The organism is Olleya sp. 1-3 (assembly GCF_002836085.1).
Taxonomy (GTDB): Bacteria; Bacteroidota; Bacteroidia; order Flavobacteriales; family Flavobacteriaceae; genus Olleya; species Olleya namhaensis.
In genome coordinates, this window is the sequence record NZ_PJBW01000006.1 from 164,140 (window position 1) to 181,042 (window position 16,903).

A 16,903-nucleotide genomic window follows, 5' to 3' on the forward strand; every position below is an offset into this window, starting at 1 on the left:
GTGAAAACGACATTGATTATTGTAGACCTGTTACGAATAAAATATTGTCAAAGTTGAACTTAACTGAAAACAGTAAACAAAAAGACATTGAAATAGAAATTGGAAAAAAATAAAACGAGCGAAATAAAGCTAGCAGATAAATGACTAAAGAGAAAGTAAAATATGGATTAGAAAACCGAGAACTTAAATTGAGTTTTTGGGAAAAGGTTCAGCATTATGGAATTGTAGGCTTTTGTTTTATAATGCCTGTTACATTTGCCTTTAAGCATCTAAAAGATTATTTTGAGAACTCACCTAAACCCATAAAATCAGGAGAAATTTGGTTTTTAATAATACCAACATTACTAGGAATTCTTTTTTTCTACTTACAAAAAAGCAGATTAAAATTTAAAGAAGTAAATACCAATCTCAATAAATCGCAATTAAAGAAAATCATAGATAAAGTTGCAGAGGAATTGGAATGGCATATATATGTTTCGAATTCAAAAGTAATTATTGCGAAAACACATCCAGGATTTTTGTCTGGTAGTTGGGGCGAACAGATTACAATATTATTTGACTACAAAAAAATACTTGTAAATAGTGTATGTGACCTTGACGAAAAAAGTTCAATAGTTTCAATGGGCAGAAATAGGCAGAATGAAAACAAACTGATTGAAGAAATAAAAAAAGCCAGCAGGTAACACCTTCTATAATTAATGGCTTATTTTAAGCCTACTACCGAACATTCCTGCGGATTTTCTATCTGTGATTTATTTGCTAACTTAGTTCATTAAATCACGCAATTAACCATACACAACAACGTTCTCAACAAGCTTAAAAAATGAACTACGCAAGAAACAAAATAGAACTTGAAGAAAATGGGTTTTCCGTTTTAGCTCACTTATATTCGGACAACGAAATAAGTGAAATTTTAGCTTGTATCGAAAATACTGAACAGGACGGGAATTCGTTTATGAAAACAAAGGATTTATTTGCGATTAGACAATTAATCAAAAATGTACCTGAATTAAGTAATTTGTTGTTTAACAAAAAACTGACTGAATTAATTTCTGACCTTTCAGAATCCAAATATTTCTTGACAAAAGCCATCTATTTTGATAAACCAACCGAATCAAATTGGTTTGTTGCTTACCACCAAGATTTGAGCATATCGGTTGATAAAAAAGCAGATTCAAAAAATTATTTGAATTGGACTTTTAAAAAAGGACAACACGGAGTGCAACCACCAATTGAGATTTTACAAGACACAATAACAATTCGAATTCATTTAGACAAAACGAACAAAAAGAACGGAGCATTAAAAGTAATTCCAAAATCTCATTTAAAAGGAATAGTTCGTGCTGACTCTAAAGATTGGAACATAGATAGCGAATTTGTTTGTGAAGTAAAAAAAGGCGGAGCAATGCTAATGAAACCTTTGACATTACATGCTTCAAATAGAACAACAAACGGAAAGAAAAGACGAGTAATACATTTAGAATTTAATAAACATAAATTAACTAAACCGCTGGCTTGGTTGGAACATTTTGAAATAGAAAAGCCTGTTGCCAACTATGTATAAAATTAATATGCTTGTTTTATACGTGTCTCAAAATTCTGCCGATTTTCACTAATCGTTAGTTATTATTTATTAATTTAGTTACTTAATCACGCATACTAAGTCATGCACAAGCACGTTGTGGTTAATATAAAAAACTCAAACTATGAAAAAAACTTTCCTACTTGTATTTATAATTATAGTTTCTTCTTGTAACCATAATGAAGAAAAACTAACTGCTAAAAAAGAAATTCTAGAAAAAGAAAATGATTCGCTGACTGAATTAATTTCTAAAACAGAAAACAATGTTGGAATGAATTTCACAAAGTTATTGGAACAGGAAACCCAAACTGAATCTGACTCAACTCTGATTCCTGAATACAAAAATCTTTTAGGAGAAAATGAGATATTCGATATTTACATTTGGGATAGAATCCAAACGATTTCGAATTTGAACAGTTACAACCAAATCGTTTCTGAATTTAGCGGAACATATCGTTTAAAACCAATTTATAATGATAAATACGCAGATGTAAATTTGATAAAAATAAAAAACGACAGTTGTTTTTTATTTAAAAACAAAGAACTAATTGTATCGGAAAAATTAAAAATCCGAAATTCTTCCAATAAGAATATTAAGGGAATAATTTATATTAAAAACTTCGGAATGACTTTACACTCTTCTGGATTTGGAACTGGAATATTCCTTAAAGATAGATTTTGTATGGATTGTGAACGTTTAGATTATTATAAAACGAAATAAATACTAACCACAAGACCGTGTATAATTAATTGCTGTAGTAAGTGCTGATCTGGAAAATTCCTGCGGAATTCCCTCTAGTTAATTTAATTTTTGCAAAATTAGTTGCGTAAACACACCACTAATCATAAACTAAAACCAATCCAGTACTACGTTAATGAACGCAAAATACGAAAACTTACAGTCTACAATTAAAAGAAAATACAGTTTTAAATACAAGCCTGAGTTTAAAGAAACATTCAAAACAGACATTGAAAACAATCAAATAATCCCATTAATTATTGAAGTTTTTGAAAAACTAGAATGGCCTATTGTTTACAGTAACAAAACAACTATTGAAGCCAAAAGAAAAAACGATTGGAATAAATTAACAGAGAAGATAACAGTCACAAAAAACGCATCAGGAAGGATTGAGGTGCATAGCAAAACACTACAAGGTAATTTTATTGATTTTGGAAATAACTCTAAAAGAACCGGTCTTTTTATTGCCCTTTTTAAAAAATTGGCTACAGAATATCAACAGACTGGAAAGTTAGATGAGTTACAAACAAAATTAGAAAACGAAAATAGTTGGGCAGATTATAAAATACCATCAGAGTTACCTAAACCAAAAGTAACAAGCCCACCAAATTTGATGTTAACACTACTAGGCGGATTGATTATTGCCATTTTATTTGGTGTTATCGTTGCATTTCTAACCGTACATTTTACTTATTTTATCGGAGTTTATGAATTGGGTCTGGGATTAGGCATCGGATATTTATTCAGTCAAGTTTTAAAAAGCACCAATTATTTAGACTTTAGTATCACAAATATTATACTTGGCGCAATAGTGGTTGTAATGTTTATAACCAATCAATTTACGCAATACCAAATAATAATTTCTGAAAACAATTTTACAGGACTTGGCTTTTTTGAGTTTATGCGACTGCGTATAGAAAATGGTTTAAGCATCAAAAGTTTAAATACAGGTTGGATTGGATTGATCTTAAGTTATATTTTTCAGATGGTATTTCCGTTTTTAATAGCGATTAGTCAAGTTTATATTTCGTCTTCAAAAACTATAATAGAAAAAATCCCAAAAAAAGTACTAGAGTATGCTATTTACCTTTTTGAAATGGAAAAATCAGAAAGCGAAGTTAGAGCACTATTAGCAGAAAAAGGATGGTCTAAAAAGTCTGATCAAGATGACGTTATCCTAGCTATTTTAGAAATTAGCGGATTTAACCAAATGAGACGGGAATAACATTACTTTACAAGCCTTTTGTGCTATTCAATAAAGCGCAGCCAATTTTCTATTCATTTTTTATTTATTAAATTTAATACTTAAAACATACAGCGCAATCATAAATAATACCGCAAGTAATTTGAGAAAATGGCAAAATATTTAACAGACATAAGTATTGAAAGTGAATTTTCGCAAGAATTTTCAAATGGATTTACAAAATTAGACTTTAATAAAACCACCAAAGTTGTTCAAGACATCTTTTGGTATCTAATTCCAAATAAATTCACATTTGACGGCATTGGAAAATTAAATATTAGAATTACATCTAAAATTCCAGATAACACATATAAAGTAACAGCAGTTGGATTTTCTCAATACACTATTGGCGCATTTAATTTTGACAATTATTTTAATTTAAGCCAATACGAAAAAAACAAAGTCATCTTAAAAATACTTCAAAAGGTAATATCTGACACTTTAAAGAACAACACTGAAAAAGCGAAAATTTTACTTACCATTACGCATAAAATAAGTGACCATGGATTTGTATATGAAACAGAGGATAAAAAACTATCTAAGTGGAATAAGAAACGTGATTTGAGAGTTTCTATAATTTATAGAATTGACCAAAATGGAGAAAATGCACATATTAAACTAGCCAATAAAAGTGGAACTAAAATTTTAGAAAAACATCTATTAAAAAATAGAATTTACGACTTTCATAACAATTTGTATAAAACCAAATGGAATGAAAATGAATTTCAGATAATCAATAGAGATGGAGCATTATTTAAAGCATTTGATTTTGGAAAAACTACTAAAAACCCAGCATCTAATTAATTGATAGTTCTAGCCTACATATTAAAATCCGGCTCTATTGTTATATAAATTTAAATAGAACTACAATAATCCCTATTTTTATCTTCATTAAAAACACCAATTATAAAGCATTACAAGTCAAACCGTAAGGAGACTAACTAAACATAAAAATAAAGCGTAATAAAGGTTTTAAGATTTGTATCGTTTTGATTTATCCTAATGTTAACAACTAAGGTTTTTATTCCTCATAATTAATTGTATTTTTACGCTGGACTTTTAGCTTTAGTTAAAAGCTAAATTTTCATTTAAATCAATTTAAATTAATGGGTAAAATAATAGCAATTGCCAATCAAAAAGGAGGCGTTGGAAAAACAACAACCTCTGTTAACTTAGCAGCATCACTAGGTGTTTTAGAAAAAAAAGTACTTTTAATTGACGCAGACCCACAAGCTAATGCAACCTCAGGTTTAGGTATAGATGTAGAGACTGTAGAAGTTGGTACCTACCAATTACTAGAGCATACCAATACAGCAAGAGAGGCCATTTTAAAAACAGAAACGCCTAACCTAGATATAATTCCATCGCATATAGATTTAGTTGCTATTGAGATAGAACTTGTAGATAAGGATCAACGCGAATACATGCTTAAAAAAGCATTACAAGAAATTAAAGACGACTACGATTATATATTAATTGACTGTGCCCCATCTTTAGGCCTATTAACCTTAAATGCGTTAACTGCTGCAGATGCTGTAATTATACCAATCCAATGCGAGTATTTTGCATTAGAAGGTCTTGGAAAATTACTAAACACAGTAAAAAGTGTACAAAAAATACACAATCCAGATTTAGATATTGAAGGCTTATTACTAACCATGTACGATTCGCGCTTACGCTTATCAAACCAAGTTGTAGAAGAAGTGCAAAAGCATTTTAACGATATGGTTTTTACAACCATTATACAACGTAACGTCAAGTTAAGTGAAGCACCAAGTTATGGAGAAAGCATTATAAATTATGATGCATCTAGTAAAGGTGCCAGCAATTATTTAAGTTTAGCGAAAGAAATTATTACAAAAAACTCCTAATTTATGGCGAAAGCAGTTAAAAAACAGGCTTTAGGACGCGGACTTTCTGCATTATTGAAAGACCCAGAAAATGATATACAATCTGCAAAAGATAAAAATGCAGACAAAGTAATAGGTAATATTGTAGAGTTGGATTTGGATTCGATTGAAATGAACCCGTTTCAACCACGTACCAATTTTAACGAAGAAACATTACGCGAGTTAGCCTCTTCTATTAAAGAATTAGGTGTTATACAACCTATTACCGTAAGAAAATTAGGATTTGAAGATTACCAATTAGTCTCTGGAGAGCGTCGTTTTCGTGCTTCAAAATTAATTGGACTAAAAACAATCCCTGCTTACATTAGGATTGCGAATGATCAAGAAAGTCTTGAAATGGCTTTGGTGGAAAATATCCAACGTCAAGACTTAGACCCAATTGAAATAGCATTATCATACCAACGTTTAATTGACGAAATCCAGTTAACGCAAGAGCAAATGAGCGAGCGTGTTGGTAAAAAACGTAGTACAATTGCTAACTATTTGCGTTTATTAAAACTAGATCCAATTATCCAAACGGGTATGCGCGATGGTTTTTTATCTATGGGACATGGTCGTGCTATTATAAATATTGAAGATCAAAACGTACAATTAGATATATACGAAACTATTTTAAGCGAAAAATTATCTGTTAGAGACACAGAAACTTTGGTACGTAACTACAACACAACCAAAGAAGTAAAAGTTCCAGCTAAAAAGGAAACAGAAGAATTGCCAAAATATGTTAAAAAAGGGATTAGCTCTTTTTCAGAATACTTTGGGCATAAAATAGACGTTAAAGTATCCAATAATGGTAAAGGAAAAATAACAATTCCGTTCCATTCTGAAGAAGATTTTAACCGTATCAAAAAGCTAGTTGAAGGTGGTAAATAAGCCCTATTTTGTTTGTATTATATTCTGTTTATTTTGTGCATTATCTTTTGCTCAAGAGGACACTACTGTCAAAAAAACAGATAGTACACAACAAACAGAAGACGTTACTAAAGTATTAAAGCAAAAGAAAAAAAAGAAAGCTGCTAAACCAGTTATCATAGATTCTACTGTATTAAAACCACAAAAAGCTTACGATCCTTTAGCTCCGTCTAGAGCTGCATTTTACTCGGCAATATTACCAGGTTTAGGACAAGCTTACAATGGTAAATATTGGAAAATACCTATTGTATATGCTGCTTTAGGAACAGGTATCTATTTTTACCTTGACAACAACAAACAATACAATCGTGTTAGAGATGCTTACAAAAGGCGTTTGGCTGGTTTTACGGATGACGAATTTCAAGACAGACTAACTGACGACGCGCTAAGAGAAGCACAAAAAAACTTCCGACGTAATAAAGAATTATCCTTACTTGTTACCGTTGGTTTATACGCACTAAACATTATTGATGCCAACGTAGATGCGCATTTATTGCAGTATAACATCAACGACGACTTAAGTTTACGACCGCATTATCAAATTGAAGAATTTGATAATAAAGGACGTGTTGGACTATCTTTAAATTTCCAATTTTAATACACTCATGAAAATCGCTTTACTAGGCTATGGTAAAATGGGTAAAGCAATAGAAACTATTGCTTTACAACGTGGACACACCATAGTAATTAAAACCTCTCGAGACTCAGATTACAATATAAACGATGCAGATGTCGCTATAGATTTTAGCGTACCATCAGCAGCTTTTAATAATATTAGCAATTGCCTTAACAATCAAGTGCCTGTAATTTCTGGTACGACGGGTTGGTTAAAGCAATACGACGACATTGTTTCGCTTTGCGAAAAACAAAAAGGAGCCTTTATTTATGCTTCTAATTTTAGTTTAGGGGTTAATATATTTTTTGAATTAAACGAAACTTTAGCCAAAATGATGGCCAAGCTTAACGATTACAAGCTTGATATAGAAGAAATACACCACACCCAAAAGCTTGATGCACCAAGTGGTACTGCAATTACTTTAGCAGAAGGTATTATTAAAAACAATTCCGCGTATAAAGATTGGCAATTGGATACTGCCTCAGACAAAAACATTCCGATTATAGCAAAACGTATTCCTGAAGTACCTGGAACACATATTATAAGCTACACCAGTCCGATTGACACTATTAAAATAGAACACGAAGCTCATAATAGAGAAGGTTTTGCTTTAGGTGCTGTGATAGCTGCTGAGTGGTTAGCGGATAAAACGGGTGTATTTACTATGAAAGATGTGTTAAATATTGGGTAACTTTAATAAATTTAACAACATTTGCAACAATCAACTTATCAATAGACAATAATTATTACAACTATGGACGTTACACAGTGGATTATCTTTTTCTTAGTTATTCAAGTTTTACATGGATTAGCCACGTGGAAATTATATAAAAAAGCGGATAGACAAGCATGGGAAGCCTTTGTACCTGTTTACAATGCTGTAATATTAATGAAAATTATTAATAGACCTTGGTGGTGGACCATTCTATTATTTTTACCAATTGTAAATCTTATTTTATTCCCTGTTGTTTGGGTTGAGATTGCTAGAAGCTATGGTAAGAATTCGGCATTAGATACATTCCTTGCTATTTTTACATTCGGATTTTACAGCTTTTATTTAAACTATGTAGCAACGGATGTTACGCATAAAAAAGACAGAGATTTACAACCAAGAACAGAATTAGGAGATTGGGTTAGCTCTATTTTATTTGCTATTGTTGCGGCTACCATTGTACACACGTATATTATACAACCTTTTGTTATACCAAGTTCTTCTTTAGAAAAAACCTTATTAGTCGGCGACTTTTTATTGGTAAGCAAACTACATTATGGTCCCAGAGCGCCACAAACTACGGTTGCTGTCCCGATGATACATGATGCCATTCCTGGTACAACAACACCTTCTTATTTTAAATTTCCGCAGTTACCAAAATTCAGATTACCTGCATTTCAGAATATAAAACGTAATGATATTGTTGTGTTTAACTGGCCTGTAGATACTTTAGTAGAAATTAACAAACCATACGGAGCAGTCCGTCATAAACCTATTGACAAAAAAACCAACTACGTAAAGCGTTGTGTTGGATTACCTGGAGATAACCTATCTATTAAAGATGGTTACGTTTATATTGAGGGTGTTAAAAATGAATTACCAGACAGAGCTAAGCTTCAATTTTTTAATTTAGTTGAAACTAATACACCTTTAAATCAAGAATTTATTGATCAGTACAAACTTACTGAATGGGGACAAGTAAAAAGTATAAGTACTGCTAGATGGAATGATGACAAAGTTCAAAATTTAGTTAGAGCAAAAGGGTATCAGTTTGAAGTTATAAAACAAGATTCTGTAAAAACAATCCTTTTAGGAAGTGCAGAAGATGAGTTTATGAAAATAATGGGCATGTCCATTGAAAGTAATGCGGTATATGCAAATATGACCGATGACCTAGCGTCTGCGATGCGCACTGATCCTTACGTTAAAGAAATTACTAAACAACTATCTTCTAGCACTACAGAAAACATTTTCCCTAACACACCAGGTTATACTTGGAACAGAGACAACTTTGGTCCTATTTACATCCCAGAAGCGGGTAAGACTGTTGCATTAACTATAGAGAATTTACCACTTTACAAACGTGCTATAACGGTATATGAAGGTAATACGCTTAAGGTTAACGGTAACCAGATATCAATTAACGGAGACGTTGTAGACTCTTATACGTTTAAACAAGATTACTACTGGATGATGGGAGATAACAGACACAACTCTCAGGATGCTAGAATGTGGGGATTTGTTCCTTTTGATCACGTAGTTGGAAAACCTGTTTTTGTATGGATGAGTTGGGATACCAATGGAAAAGGTATTAATAAAATACGTTGGGAAAGACTTTTTACAACCGTTGGTGGTGAAGGTAAATTAACGTCTTACTTTATTCCTTTTTTAGTGCTATTAGGACTAATTTTTGGATACAATAAATTTAAAAAACGTAAAAACGCTTAAACAATATATTAGTTAGCATGACTGCGAAACTGAGGGTTTAAACATTCTATTTAAAAATGAACATTCTATTACATCCGACATACTTCCCAAGCATAGCACAATTTGTAGCTATCGCACAAGCGGATAGTGTAACCTTTGAAATGTTTGATAATTTTCAGAAACAAACCTACAGAAACCGTTCTTACATTTATGGTGCTAATGGAAAACTAAAATTAAGTGTCCCAGTAATACATACACACAAAGAGCGCCAACTATACAAAGATGTCAAAATTAGTGACACAGAAAAATGGCAATTAATTCAGTGGAAAAGTTTAGAATCTGCCTATAAAACCTCTCCTTTTTTCGAGTTTTATGAAGACGAGCTTAAACCGCTTTTTACAACTCCATCAGAATCTATATTTGATCATAATATCAAATGCTTTCAGGTTATTTTAGATTGTTTACAGTTAGATGTGCCTGTAAAGTACACGTCAGAGTATGAAAAATCACCTGTAGGTCTAAAAGACTATAGAGTTTTAGCAAATGCTAGACAAGAGCAACAACTAACATTAGAATCATATACACAAGTTTTTAGTATCAAACACGGTTATATTAGTAACTTAAGTATTTTAGATTTACTTTTTAATGAAGGTACTAATGCCCTAAGTTATTTAGAAGCGCAACAATTACCTTAAATGATTAGACCATTTTTACACTACGGAATTCACTTTGGTCTACCACTAATAATAGCGTTACTATTTTTTAAAGGCACTTGGAAGAAAGCTTATATAATTATGGTTTTAGGGATGCTAATAGATCTTGACCATTTATTAGCCTCACCCATTTTCTCAGCTAACAGATGTAGTATTAACTTCCATCCGTTACATAGCTATTACGCTATAGCAGTATACGTTGCTTTACTTATACCAAAAAAAACCAGATTAGTAGGTCTTGGATTAGTTATTCATATCCTTGCAGATACTACCGATTGTTGGTTAATGTAAATTAGAAAGACACCTTGGTCATGATTGGAAAATGATCAGAATACTCCACATCATAAGTTTTAAAACTATCGACACTGTAAGATTTATCTATTAATAGAAAGTCTATACGCACTGGAAAAAACTTGAAGTTATACGTGCGCCCAAAACCGTTACCTTGTTGCTTAAAAGCATCTTTCATGTCTGCTTTAATAGTTTTATAAACGTATGAAAATGCAGAATTATTAAAATCGCCACAGATAATAACCTTGTATGGGCTTTTATTTTTGTGCTCTAAAAATAGTTTGGCTTGACTTTGCTGTAGTTTAAACGTCTCTCCTATTCCGTTTATTAGTTTTTCAGAATTCTCCGTTGTTAAACTTTGCACTCTAGGATCAATACGCAGCGATTGCAAGTGTAAATTATAAATCCTAACCGTATCCTTGCCTTTTACAATATCAGCGAAAATAGCGTTGTTTGCCGTATTAGGAAAAGCTACAGATCCAGAGTTAATAATTGGAAACTGAGAGAAAATAGCCTGTCCCATTTTAATCTTGTTACCCTCTAACTTTTCGTATTTATATTTATAAAACGAAAAATCGACATCGGCTTGTTTATGATACTCTTGAATACTTAAAATTTGCGGGTTTTCTTTTTTAACAAAGTCGACTAACTTTTCAGGAATTCCTTTTTCAGGAATCCAATCATAAAGGTTAAATAAACGCACATTATAGTTCATCACAGATAAACTATCTGTTTCGTCTTCTTCCCAATTAGAAAACTTATATAAAGACCCGAATAAAAAATAACCGATAGAAATTACAACCAAAGACAACATCAGTTGCTTTTTTATTTTAAATAGCCAATACACAAAAAACAAAACATTAAGTAGTATTAGAAAAGGTACGCCTAAACTTAGTACAGATAATGTGGCAAATGTTTTTGGTGGCACATGCGGTAATACGTAAGAAAGCAACAATAAAAAGGCCACAACAGAATTAACGAAGAAGACAACTTTCTCTAAAAATTTTAACTTCTTCATATATTATATCACTACTATTTACCTGCTTTAAATAAAAACTCTTTTTCGTCTTTAGACAAGCTATCATAACCACTTTTACTAATCTTATCTAAAATAATATCTACTTTTTTCTGATTATTAAATTGGTTAAATTCTTCTTTCTTAAATCCAGCCACTTTACTTTTTCTGTGTACTGTTTTCATGTTAGCTTTTTTTGTTGTCTTTGTTGCTTTAAATAGAGAAGATACCCAATCCATAAAACGACTAAACCCCTTACCTATATCTTGACCTTTAGCTAATTGATTAGCATATAAAAAGCCCAAAGCTGCACCACCTAAATGTGCTAAGTTACCGCCAGCATTACTACCACTTAAAACGTTTAAAACATCCAATCCAATTAAAAACGCACCAATCCACCATAACTTTAAGTTAAAGGTAAAAAACCTAATGTCCTTGTTTGGCATATAAGCACATAAAAATATAAGAATTGCTCTAACACCAGCAGATGCTCCAATTAAATACGCCGGTTGTAAAAAGACTTTAGGTAATAAATTATAACCTAATAAAAAGGCCAATCCACCTGAAATAATACCCATAAAGTAGATATTAAGTGCCATTTTAGGACTAAATAAATTAAGCATGATTCTACCTAAAAAGTAAAGCCATAACATATTAAATAGCATGTGTAACGGATCAAAATGAATAAACCCGTAAGTAATAATTGTCCAAGGTTTATACAAAAAACCTGTAAAATCACTTGGTAAACGTAACCAAACAAATAGCACAGGAACCAAACGTCTAAACAATAAGGCAAACAAAAACACAACAGCATTAATGGCTATAATTTTCTCTAAGACATTAAGTCTAGCGTACTTGTATTTTAGTTGCTCTATCTGATTCATCTATCTATCCCAACGATTTTTATTAAATTGTGTTTTACGCCAGTACCACATAATAACAAACCCCATAATAGCACCACCAACGTGAGCCAAATAGGCTGTATTACTAGGGCTAAAAAAGGACTGTCCTGTAAACGCTGATATAACATCTAAAAGTATAATACCCGGAATAAAATATTTTGCTTTGATTGGGATTGGTAAAAATAGCATCATAAGCTCAGCATTAGGATTCATCATACCAAAAGCCGCTAAGATTCCCATAATACAACCAGAAGCTCCCACCATTGTACTGTTATTAATTAAAACATTTGTTTCAAATAACGACTGCACAACAGATTGATTAATCAAACTTGCATTAATATTATTTTCAGCCACATAGGTTGTTAACTGTTGTTGTAACAACTGCCCTGTATACTGATTTCCGTCTAAAATATTAAAATTTATAATATCATTAATTGCTGATTTACTAAGCCCAGATTCAAGTAAACTTTTTAGAGCAGGCAAATAATCCCAATAATAACCTGACAACTGAAACAGTACGGCTGCTAAACCTGCTGAGAAGTATAAAAACAAGAATTTGTTTCGTCCTAAACGCTGTTCTACCGGTCCACCAAACATCCACAACGCAAACATATTAAATAGCAAGTGTGTAAAACCACCATGCATAAACATGTGTGTCACCACTTGCCAAGGTTTAAAAGCATCACTTGCAGGAAAATGCATTGCAAATAAATCATAAAACAAACGTCCGTCTCCAACCGTCATCGTACCAACAAACATTAGTACGTTTATGATAATTAAATGCTTAACTGTATCTGTTATTCTCATCATAACTTACATAAATTTTTTATCTAACTCATCCACAGTCATAGTAATAAATGTAGTTTTGTTAGTTGGTGATACGTTAGGTTCCTTACAACCAAATAAACGATTAACTAAATGTTCTTGCTCTTGGTTAGTTAGTGACTGCCCTGTTTTAATAGCTAAACTTTTTGCCATAGATTTTGCTAGTAAATCTGTTGCAGAAAAATTACTATCTGGCACTTCGTTTTCTACATCGCTTATTAATTGCTCCAAAATAATAGACACTTCACTTTCCGGCACATTTACAGGAACTCCTGTGATTTGCACGGTTTCGTTTTCTATAGATTGAAATATAAAACCTGTCGATTCTAAATCTTCTTTTAATTGGTTAATCAATGCTATTTCTTGATTAGAAAAATGTAATTCTAATGGAAATAATAATTGCTGACTAACGCCTTCTTTTATAGTAATATGTCTTAAAAAATCCTCGTACAACACACGTTGATGTGCACGATGTTGGTCAATAACTAACATTCCGGATTTAATAGTACTAATTATAAACTTGTTATTTAATTGATAGGTTGTTTGCTTTTGTTCTACCTCGTTTTCATTTTTAAAAAAGCTTTCGGTTTGAGGCTGACTTTCAAAATGAATTTCGCTAAAATCTGTAGCTGTTTTGGTTCCTTTAGATTCTAATCCGACATACAATCCATCCCAATTGGCACCAGAATCTTTTTTAAAAGAAGGACTACTAAATGATCCACCACTACTACTGGCCACAGTTTTTGTGGGAGGTGTATCTTGCTTAAATGGATTAAAACTCCTATCCACTTCTACACTTGGCATCCCCTTTTGCTCATAACTATATGGTGTATCCAAATTTGCATCGCGATCAAAATCTAAAACGGGTGCAATATTAAACTGTCCTAAACTATGCTTTACTGCTGATCTTAATATGGCATATAACGTATGCTCATCATCAAACTTAATTTCAGTTTTTGTTGGATGAATATTAATATCTATAGTTTGTGGATTTACTGTTAAATTTAAGTAATAACTAGGTTGTGCCCCATCTTTAAGCAACCCTTCAAATGCTGAATTAATAGCATGGTTTAAATAGGCACTTTTAATAAAACGATTGTTGACAAAAAAAAATTGCTCGTTTCTAGATTTTTTAGCAAACTCAGGCTTACCAACAAAACCAGAAATAATTAAGACTTCTGTTGCTTCTTCAACAGGTACTAATTTTTCGTTAGTTTTAGTTCCAAAAATATTTACAATACGCTGTCTGTAATTACTTGGAGGCAAATTATAGGTTTCGGTTCCATTACTAAACATAGAAAACCCTATGGATGGATGTGCTAAAGCCACACGATGAAACTCGTCAATAATGTGTCGTAATTCTACTGTATTCGATTTTAAAAAATTGCGTCTTGCAGGAATATTAAAAAACAAGTGCTTTACGGATAAAGACGTACCGGTTGGCGTAACAATAACCTCTTGAGACTTAACCTCACTACCTTCAATAACAATGGTAGTACCAAGCTCTTGATCGTCTTGTTTAGTTTTAAGCTCTACATGTGCAATTGCCGCGATACTAGCTAAAGCTTCTCCTCTAAATCCTTTTGTATTAAGTTTAAATAAATCGTCAGCAGATTTAATTTTAGACGTCGCATGACGTTCAAAACTTAATCTAGCATCAGTTGCGCTCATCCCTTTTCCGTCATCAATAACTTGGACTAATGTTTTACCTGCGTCCTTGATTATTAACTTGATAACCGTAGCATCTGCATCTATAGCGTTTTCTAATAGCTCTTTTACAACTGAAGCTGGTCGTTGTACAACCTCCCCTGCTGCAATTTGATTAGCAACGTGATCCGGTAATAATTGAATAATATCTGACATACATTTTGTTACGAAAAGAAGATGGAAAAATCGAAACCTATAACTAATAAGAATAAAAATATTAGAATGGCTACAATTACCAAGATGCGTCTATTGGCTGCTTTATCGGGACTGTTTTTAAACTCGTCAAAAGCATTATTAAATTTTTGTTTAAAGTTGGCATTTTCACCTACGGTAGTTCTATGCTCGTCAAACTTATGTTTTATCTCAAACGGACTGCCTTCACCTTTATAAAAACGAGGTGTGTAATCAAACTTTTTATTTTTACGTTTAGATAGCAATCCCATGGTATACTCTATTTTGTTTTAGATTCTAGGTAGTACATTAAAACACCAATAAAAATCAAAACACCTAAAAGTAAAAATAGGGTGTTTCCTTTTTTAGAGCTAGAAGACGTGCGTCTTGTCTCATCCCAACTAGTGTTTAAACTTTCTTTAAGTTTGGTAGCGGATTCGCCCTCTTTAGAGAACCGTGACTGGTAGCTGAATTTCTTATTTTTCTTTTGACTAAACAAGCCTTAGTAGTTTTAATGTGAATACTACTCAAAAATACTGAAAATACTACAGACCTATAGATTATGAATGCTAAAAATTGTTAACAGATATTAAGCGTTATGACGTAATGCTGCCATTTTTAATGCTGCAACACCTGCTTCTACACCTTTATTACCATGTTTACCACCAGAACGATCAATAGATTGTTGCTTGTTATTATCTGTAAGAACACAGAAAATAACTGGTGTTTCATCAATAACATTAAGGTCTTTAATACCTTGTGCTACTGCTTCGCAAACAAAATCAAAATGCTTTGTTTCTCCTTGAATAACACTACCAATTGCAATCACCGCATCTACCCTTTGGTTTTGCATTTTTTTACAACCGTAAATTAACTCGTAACTTCCAGGAACATCCCAAACTGCAATGTTTTCAGGAGACACGCCATGTTCTAAAAGTGTGCTTTTAGCACCTTCTAGTAAACCTTGTGTAATATCCTCGTTCCATTCTGAAACAACAATCCCAAACCGAAATTGCTCTCCGTTTGGGATTGATGCTTTATCGTATGCTGATAAATCTGTTGTTGCCATAAACTAATTAGTTAGACATCGCTTGCGCTTTTCCAATAAATACTTCCGCTTGAGTAGCTTCTGGTGAGTTTGGATAATTGTCTTTAATTTTATTTAATAATGTTAAAGCTTCTTTAGCTTCACCTAAATCTAAAGCTGTAATACCTGCTTTAAATAAGTATGTTGGTGTAGTAAACTGATTGTTACGTAAGTTTGCTGCTTGTTTATAGTAGTCTAATGCGTTTTTTGTTTCAGTTAACTGAATAAAAGCATCTCCGATTGCACCTTTAGCCATAGGAGCTAAAGCCTCGTCATCACTTTCAAATTTGTCAAGATAAACAATCGCCTCTTGGTAATTTTTTGTATTTAAGTAAGCCATACCTGCATAGTAGTTAGCAAGGTTACCAGCTGCTGTACCGCTATATTGATCAGCGATATCAGTTAATCCTAATTTACCTTCTCCTCCTTTTAAGGCTAAGTTATATAAAGAATCTTGTCCTACAGTAGATGTTACTGCTTCATTAAAGAATTTTTGTGCTTGATACATTTCATTCATCGCTTCACCTTGTTTAGGTTTTACAATAAATTGTTGATATACTAAGTAAATTAAAGCAAAAGCAGCAACAACACCAATAATAATAAAAATGTTTTTCTGATTTTTCTCTACAAACTCCTCTGCTTTATTTGCAGAATCATCTAATGTATTAAAAACTTCAGCAGTTGTTGAGTTGTCTTCAACTTCAATTTCCTTTTCTACTACTGTTTTTGGTTTGTATCCTCTTTTCTTGTAAGTCGCCATATTAATTTTAT

The 16,903-nt window shown here is 32.2% G+C and carries 20 protein-coding genes; 12 read left to right on the forward strand and 8 right to left on the reverse strand.

Annotation, left to right across the window (positions count from 1 at the left end; all coding sequences use genetic code 11):
* Positions 1-140: 140 nt before the first annotated feature.
* The 12 genes from CXF54_RS08540 to CXF54_RS08595 all read left to right on the forward strand — a co-directional run bounded on the left by CXF54_RS08540 (position 141) and on the right by CXF54_RS08595 (position 10,425).
* Positions 141-683, forward strand: coding sequence for a hypothetical protein (locus CXF54_RS08540; protein WP_101203220.1), 543 nt, complete (start codon positions 141-143; stop codon positions 681-683).
* A gap of 140 nt (positions 684-823) precedes the next feature.
* The gene (locus CXF54_RS08545) at positions 824-1,564 is read left to right on the forward strand and encodes a phytanoyl-CoA dioxygenase family protein (protein WP_101203221.1); all 741 of its coding nucleotides are present in this window, start codon (positions 824-826) and stop codon (positions 1,562-1,564) included.
* Between the two features lie 142 nt (positions 1,565-1,706).
* The gene (locus tag CXF54_RS08550; protein WP_101203222.1) at positions 1,707-2,303 is read left to right on the forward strand and encodes a hypothetical protein; all 597 of its coding nucleotides are present in this window, start codon (positions 1,707-1,709) and stop codon (positions 2,301-2,303) included.
* 154 nt (positions 2,304-2,457) lie between these two features.
* Entirely contained in the window at positions 2,458-3,546 is a 1,089-nt protein-coding gene (locus CXF54_RS08555; protein ID WP_101203223.1) for a hypothetical protein, read from the forward strand.
* 129 nt (positions 3,547-3,675) lie between these two features.
* On the forward strand, positions 3,676-4,368 hold the full coding sequence (locus CXF54_RS08560; RefSeq protein WP_101203224.1) for a hypothetical protein: 693 nt from the start codon (positions 3,676-3,678) through the stop codon (positions 4,366-4,368).
* A 302-nt stretch (positions 4,369-4,670) separates the two neighbouring features.
* The gene (locus tag CXF54_RS08565) at positions 4,671-5,435 is read left to right on the forward strand and encodes a ParA family protein (RefSeq protein ID WP_090839866.1); all 765 of its coding nucleotides are present in this window, start codon (positions 4,671-4,673) and stop codon (positions 5,433-5,435) included.
* A 3-nt stretch (positions 5,436-5,438) separates the two neighbouring features.
* The gene (locus CXF54_RS08570; protein WP_090839868.1) at positions 5,439-6,347 is read left to right on the forward strand and encodes a ParB/RepB/Spo0J family partition protein; all 909 of its coding nucleotides are present in this window, start codon (positions 5,439-5,441) and stop codon (positions 6,345-6,347) included.
* A complete protein-coding gene (locus CXF54_RS08575) occupies positions 6,337-6,984 on the forward strand; it encodes a DUF5683 domain-containing protein (RefSeq protein WP_101203225.1) in 648 nt (215 codons plus the stop codon). The genes CXF54_RS08570 and CXF54_RS08575 overlap by 11 nt, the downstream gene beginning before the upstream one ends.
* A 7-nt stretch (positions 6,985-6,991) precedes the next feature.
* Complete coding sequence (dapB, locus tag CXF54_RS08580) at positions 6,992-7,693, forward strand: 4-hydroxy-tetrahydrodipicolinate reductase (RefSeq protein ID WP_101203226.1); 702 nt, start codon at positions 6,992-6,994, stop codon at positions 7,691-7,693.
* Between the two features lie 63 nt (positions 7,694-7,756).
* Entirely contained in the window at positions 7,757-9,442 is a 1,686-nt protein-coding gene (gene lepB, locus CXF54_RS08585; RefSeq protein ID WP_101203227.1) for a signal peptidase I, read from the forward strand.
* Between the two features lie 56 nt (positions 9,443-9,498).
* On the forward strand, positions 9,499-10,116 hold the full coding sequence (locus tag CXF54_RS08590; RefSeq protein WP_101203228.1) for a WbqC family protein: 618 nt from the start codon (positions 9,499-9,501) through the stop codon (positions 10,114-10,116).
* On the forward strand, positions 10,117-10,425 hold the full coding sequence (locus CXF54_RS08595) for a DUF6122 family protein (protein ID WP_090839880.1): 309 nt from the start codon (positions 10,117-10,119) through the stop codon (positions 10,423-10,425).
* A gap of 1 nt (position 10,426) precedes the next feature.
* Here CXF54_RS08595 and CXF54_RS08600 read toward each other — a convergent pair whose 3' ends face one another.
* The 8 genes from CXF54_RS08600 to CXF54_RS08635 form a co-directional block, all read right to left on the reverse strand.
* Positions 10,427-11,443, reverse strand: a complete 1,017-nt coding sequence (locus CXF54_RS08600; protein ID WP_101203229.1) for an endonuclease/exonuclease/phosphatase family protein — start codon at positions 11,441-11,443, stop codon at positions 10,427-10,429.
* 14 nt (positions 11,444-11,457) lie between these two features.
* The gene (locus tag CXF54_RS08605; RefSeq protein WP_101203230.1) at positions 11,458-12,324 is read right to left on the reverse strand and encodes a rhomboid family intramembrane serine protease; all 867 of its coding nucleotides are present in this window, start codon (positions 12,322-12,324) and stop codon (positions 11,458-11,460) included.
* On the reverse strand, positions 12,325-13,152 hold the full coding sequence (locus CXF54_RS08610; protein ID WP_101203231.1) for a rhomboid family intramembrane serine protease: 828 nt from the start codon (positions 13,150-13,152) through the stop codon (positions 12,325-12,327).
* Between the two features lie 3 nt (positions 13,153-13,155).
* On the reverse strand, positions 13,156-15,030 hold the full coding sequence (gene mutL, locus CXF54_RS08615; protein ID WP_101203232.1) for a DNA mismatch repair endonuclease MutL: 1,875 nt from the start codon (positions 15,028-15,030) through the stop codon (positions 13,156-13,158).
* Between the two features lie 8 nt (positions 15,031-15,038).
* Positions 15,039-15,317, reverse strand: a complete 279-nt coding sequence (locus CXF54_RS08620) for a riboflavin synthase subunit beta (protein WP_101203233.1) — start codon at positions 15,315-15,317, stop codon at positions 15,039-15,041.
* 8 nt (positions 15,318-15,325) lie between these two features.
* Positions 15,326-15,544 (reverse strand): hypothetical protein, encoded by a 219-nt coding sequence (locus CXF54_RS08625; protein ID WP_101203234.1) that lies wholly within the window; start codon positions 15,542-15,544, stop codon positions 15,326-15,328.
* A 90-nt stretch (positions 15,545-15,634) separates the two neighbouring features.
* The gene (gene ribH / locus CXF54_RS08630) at positions 15,635-16,114 is read right to left on the reverse strand and encodes a 6,7-dimethyl-8-ribityllumazine synthase (RefSeq protein ID WP_101203235.1); all 480 of its coding nucleotides are present in this window, start codon (positions 16,112-16,114) and stop codon (positions 15,635-15,637) included.
* A 7-nt stretch (positions 16,115-16,121) separates the two neighbouring features.
* Positions 16,122-16,892, reverse strand: a complete 771-nt coding sequence (locus CXF54_RS08635; RefSeq protein ID WP_090839895.1) for a tetratricopeptide repeat protein — start codon at positions 16,890-16,892, stop codon at positions 16,122-16,124.
* Positions 16,893-16,903: the final 11 nt, after the last annotated feature.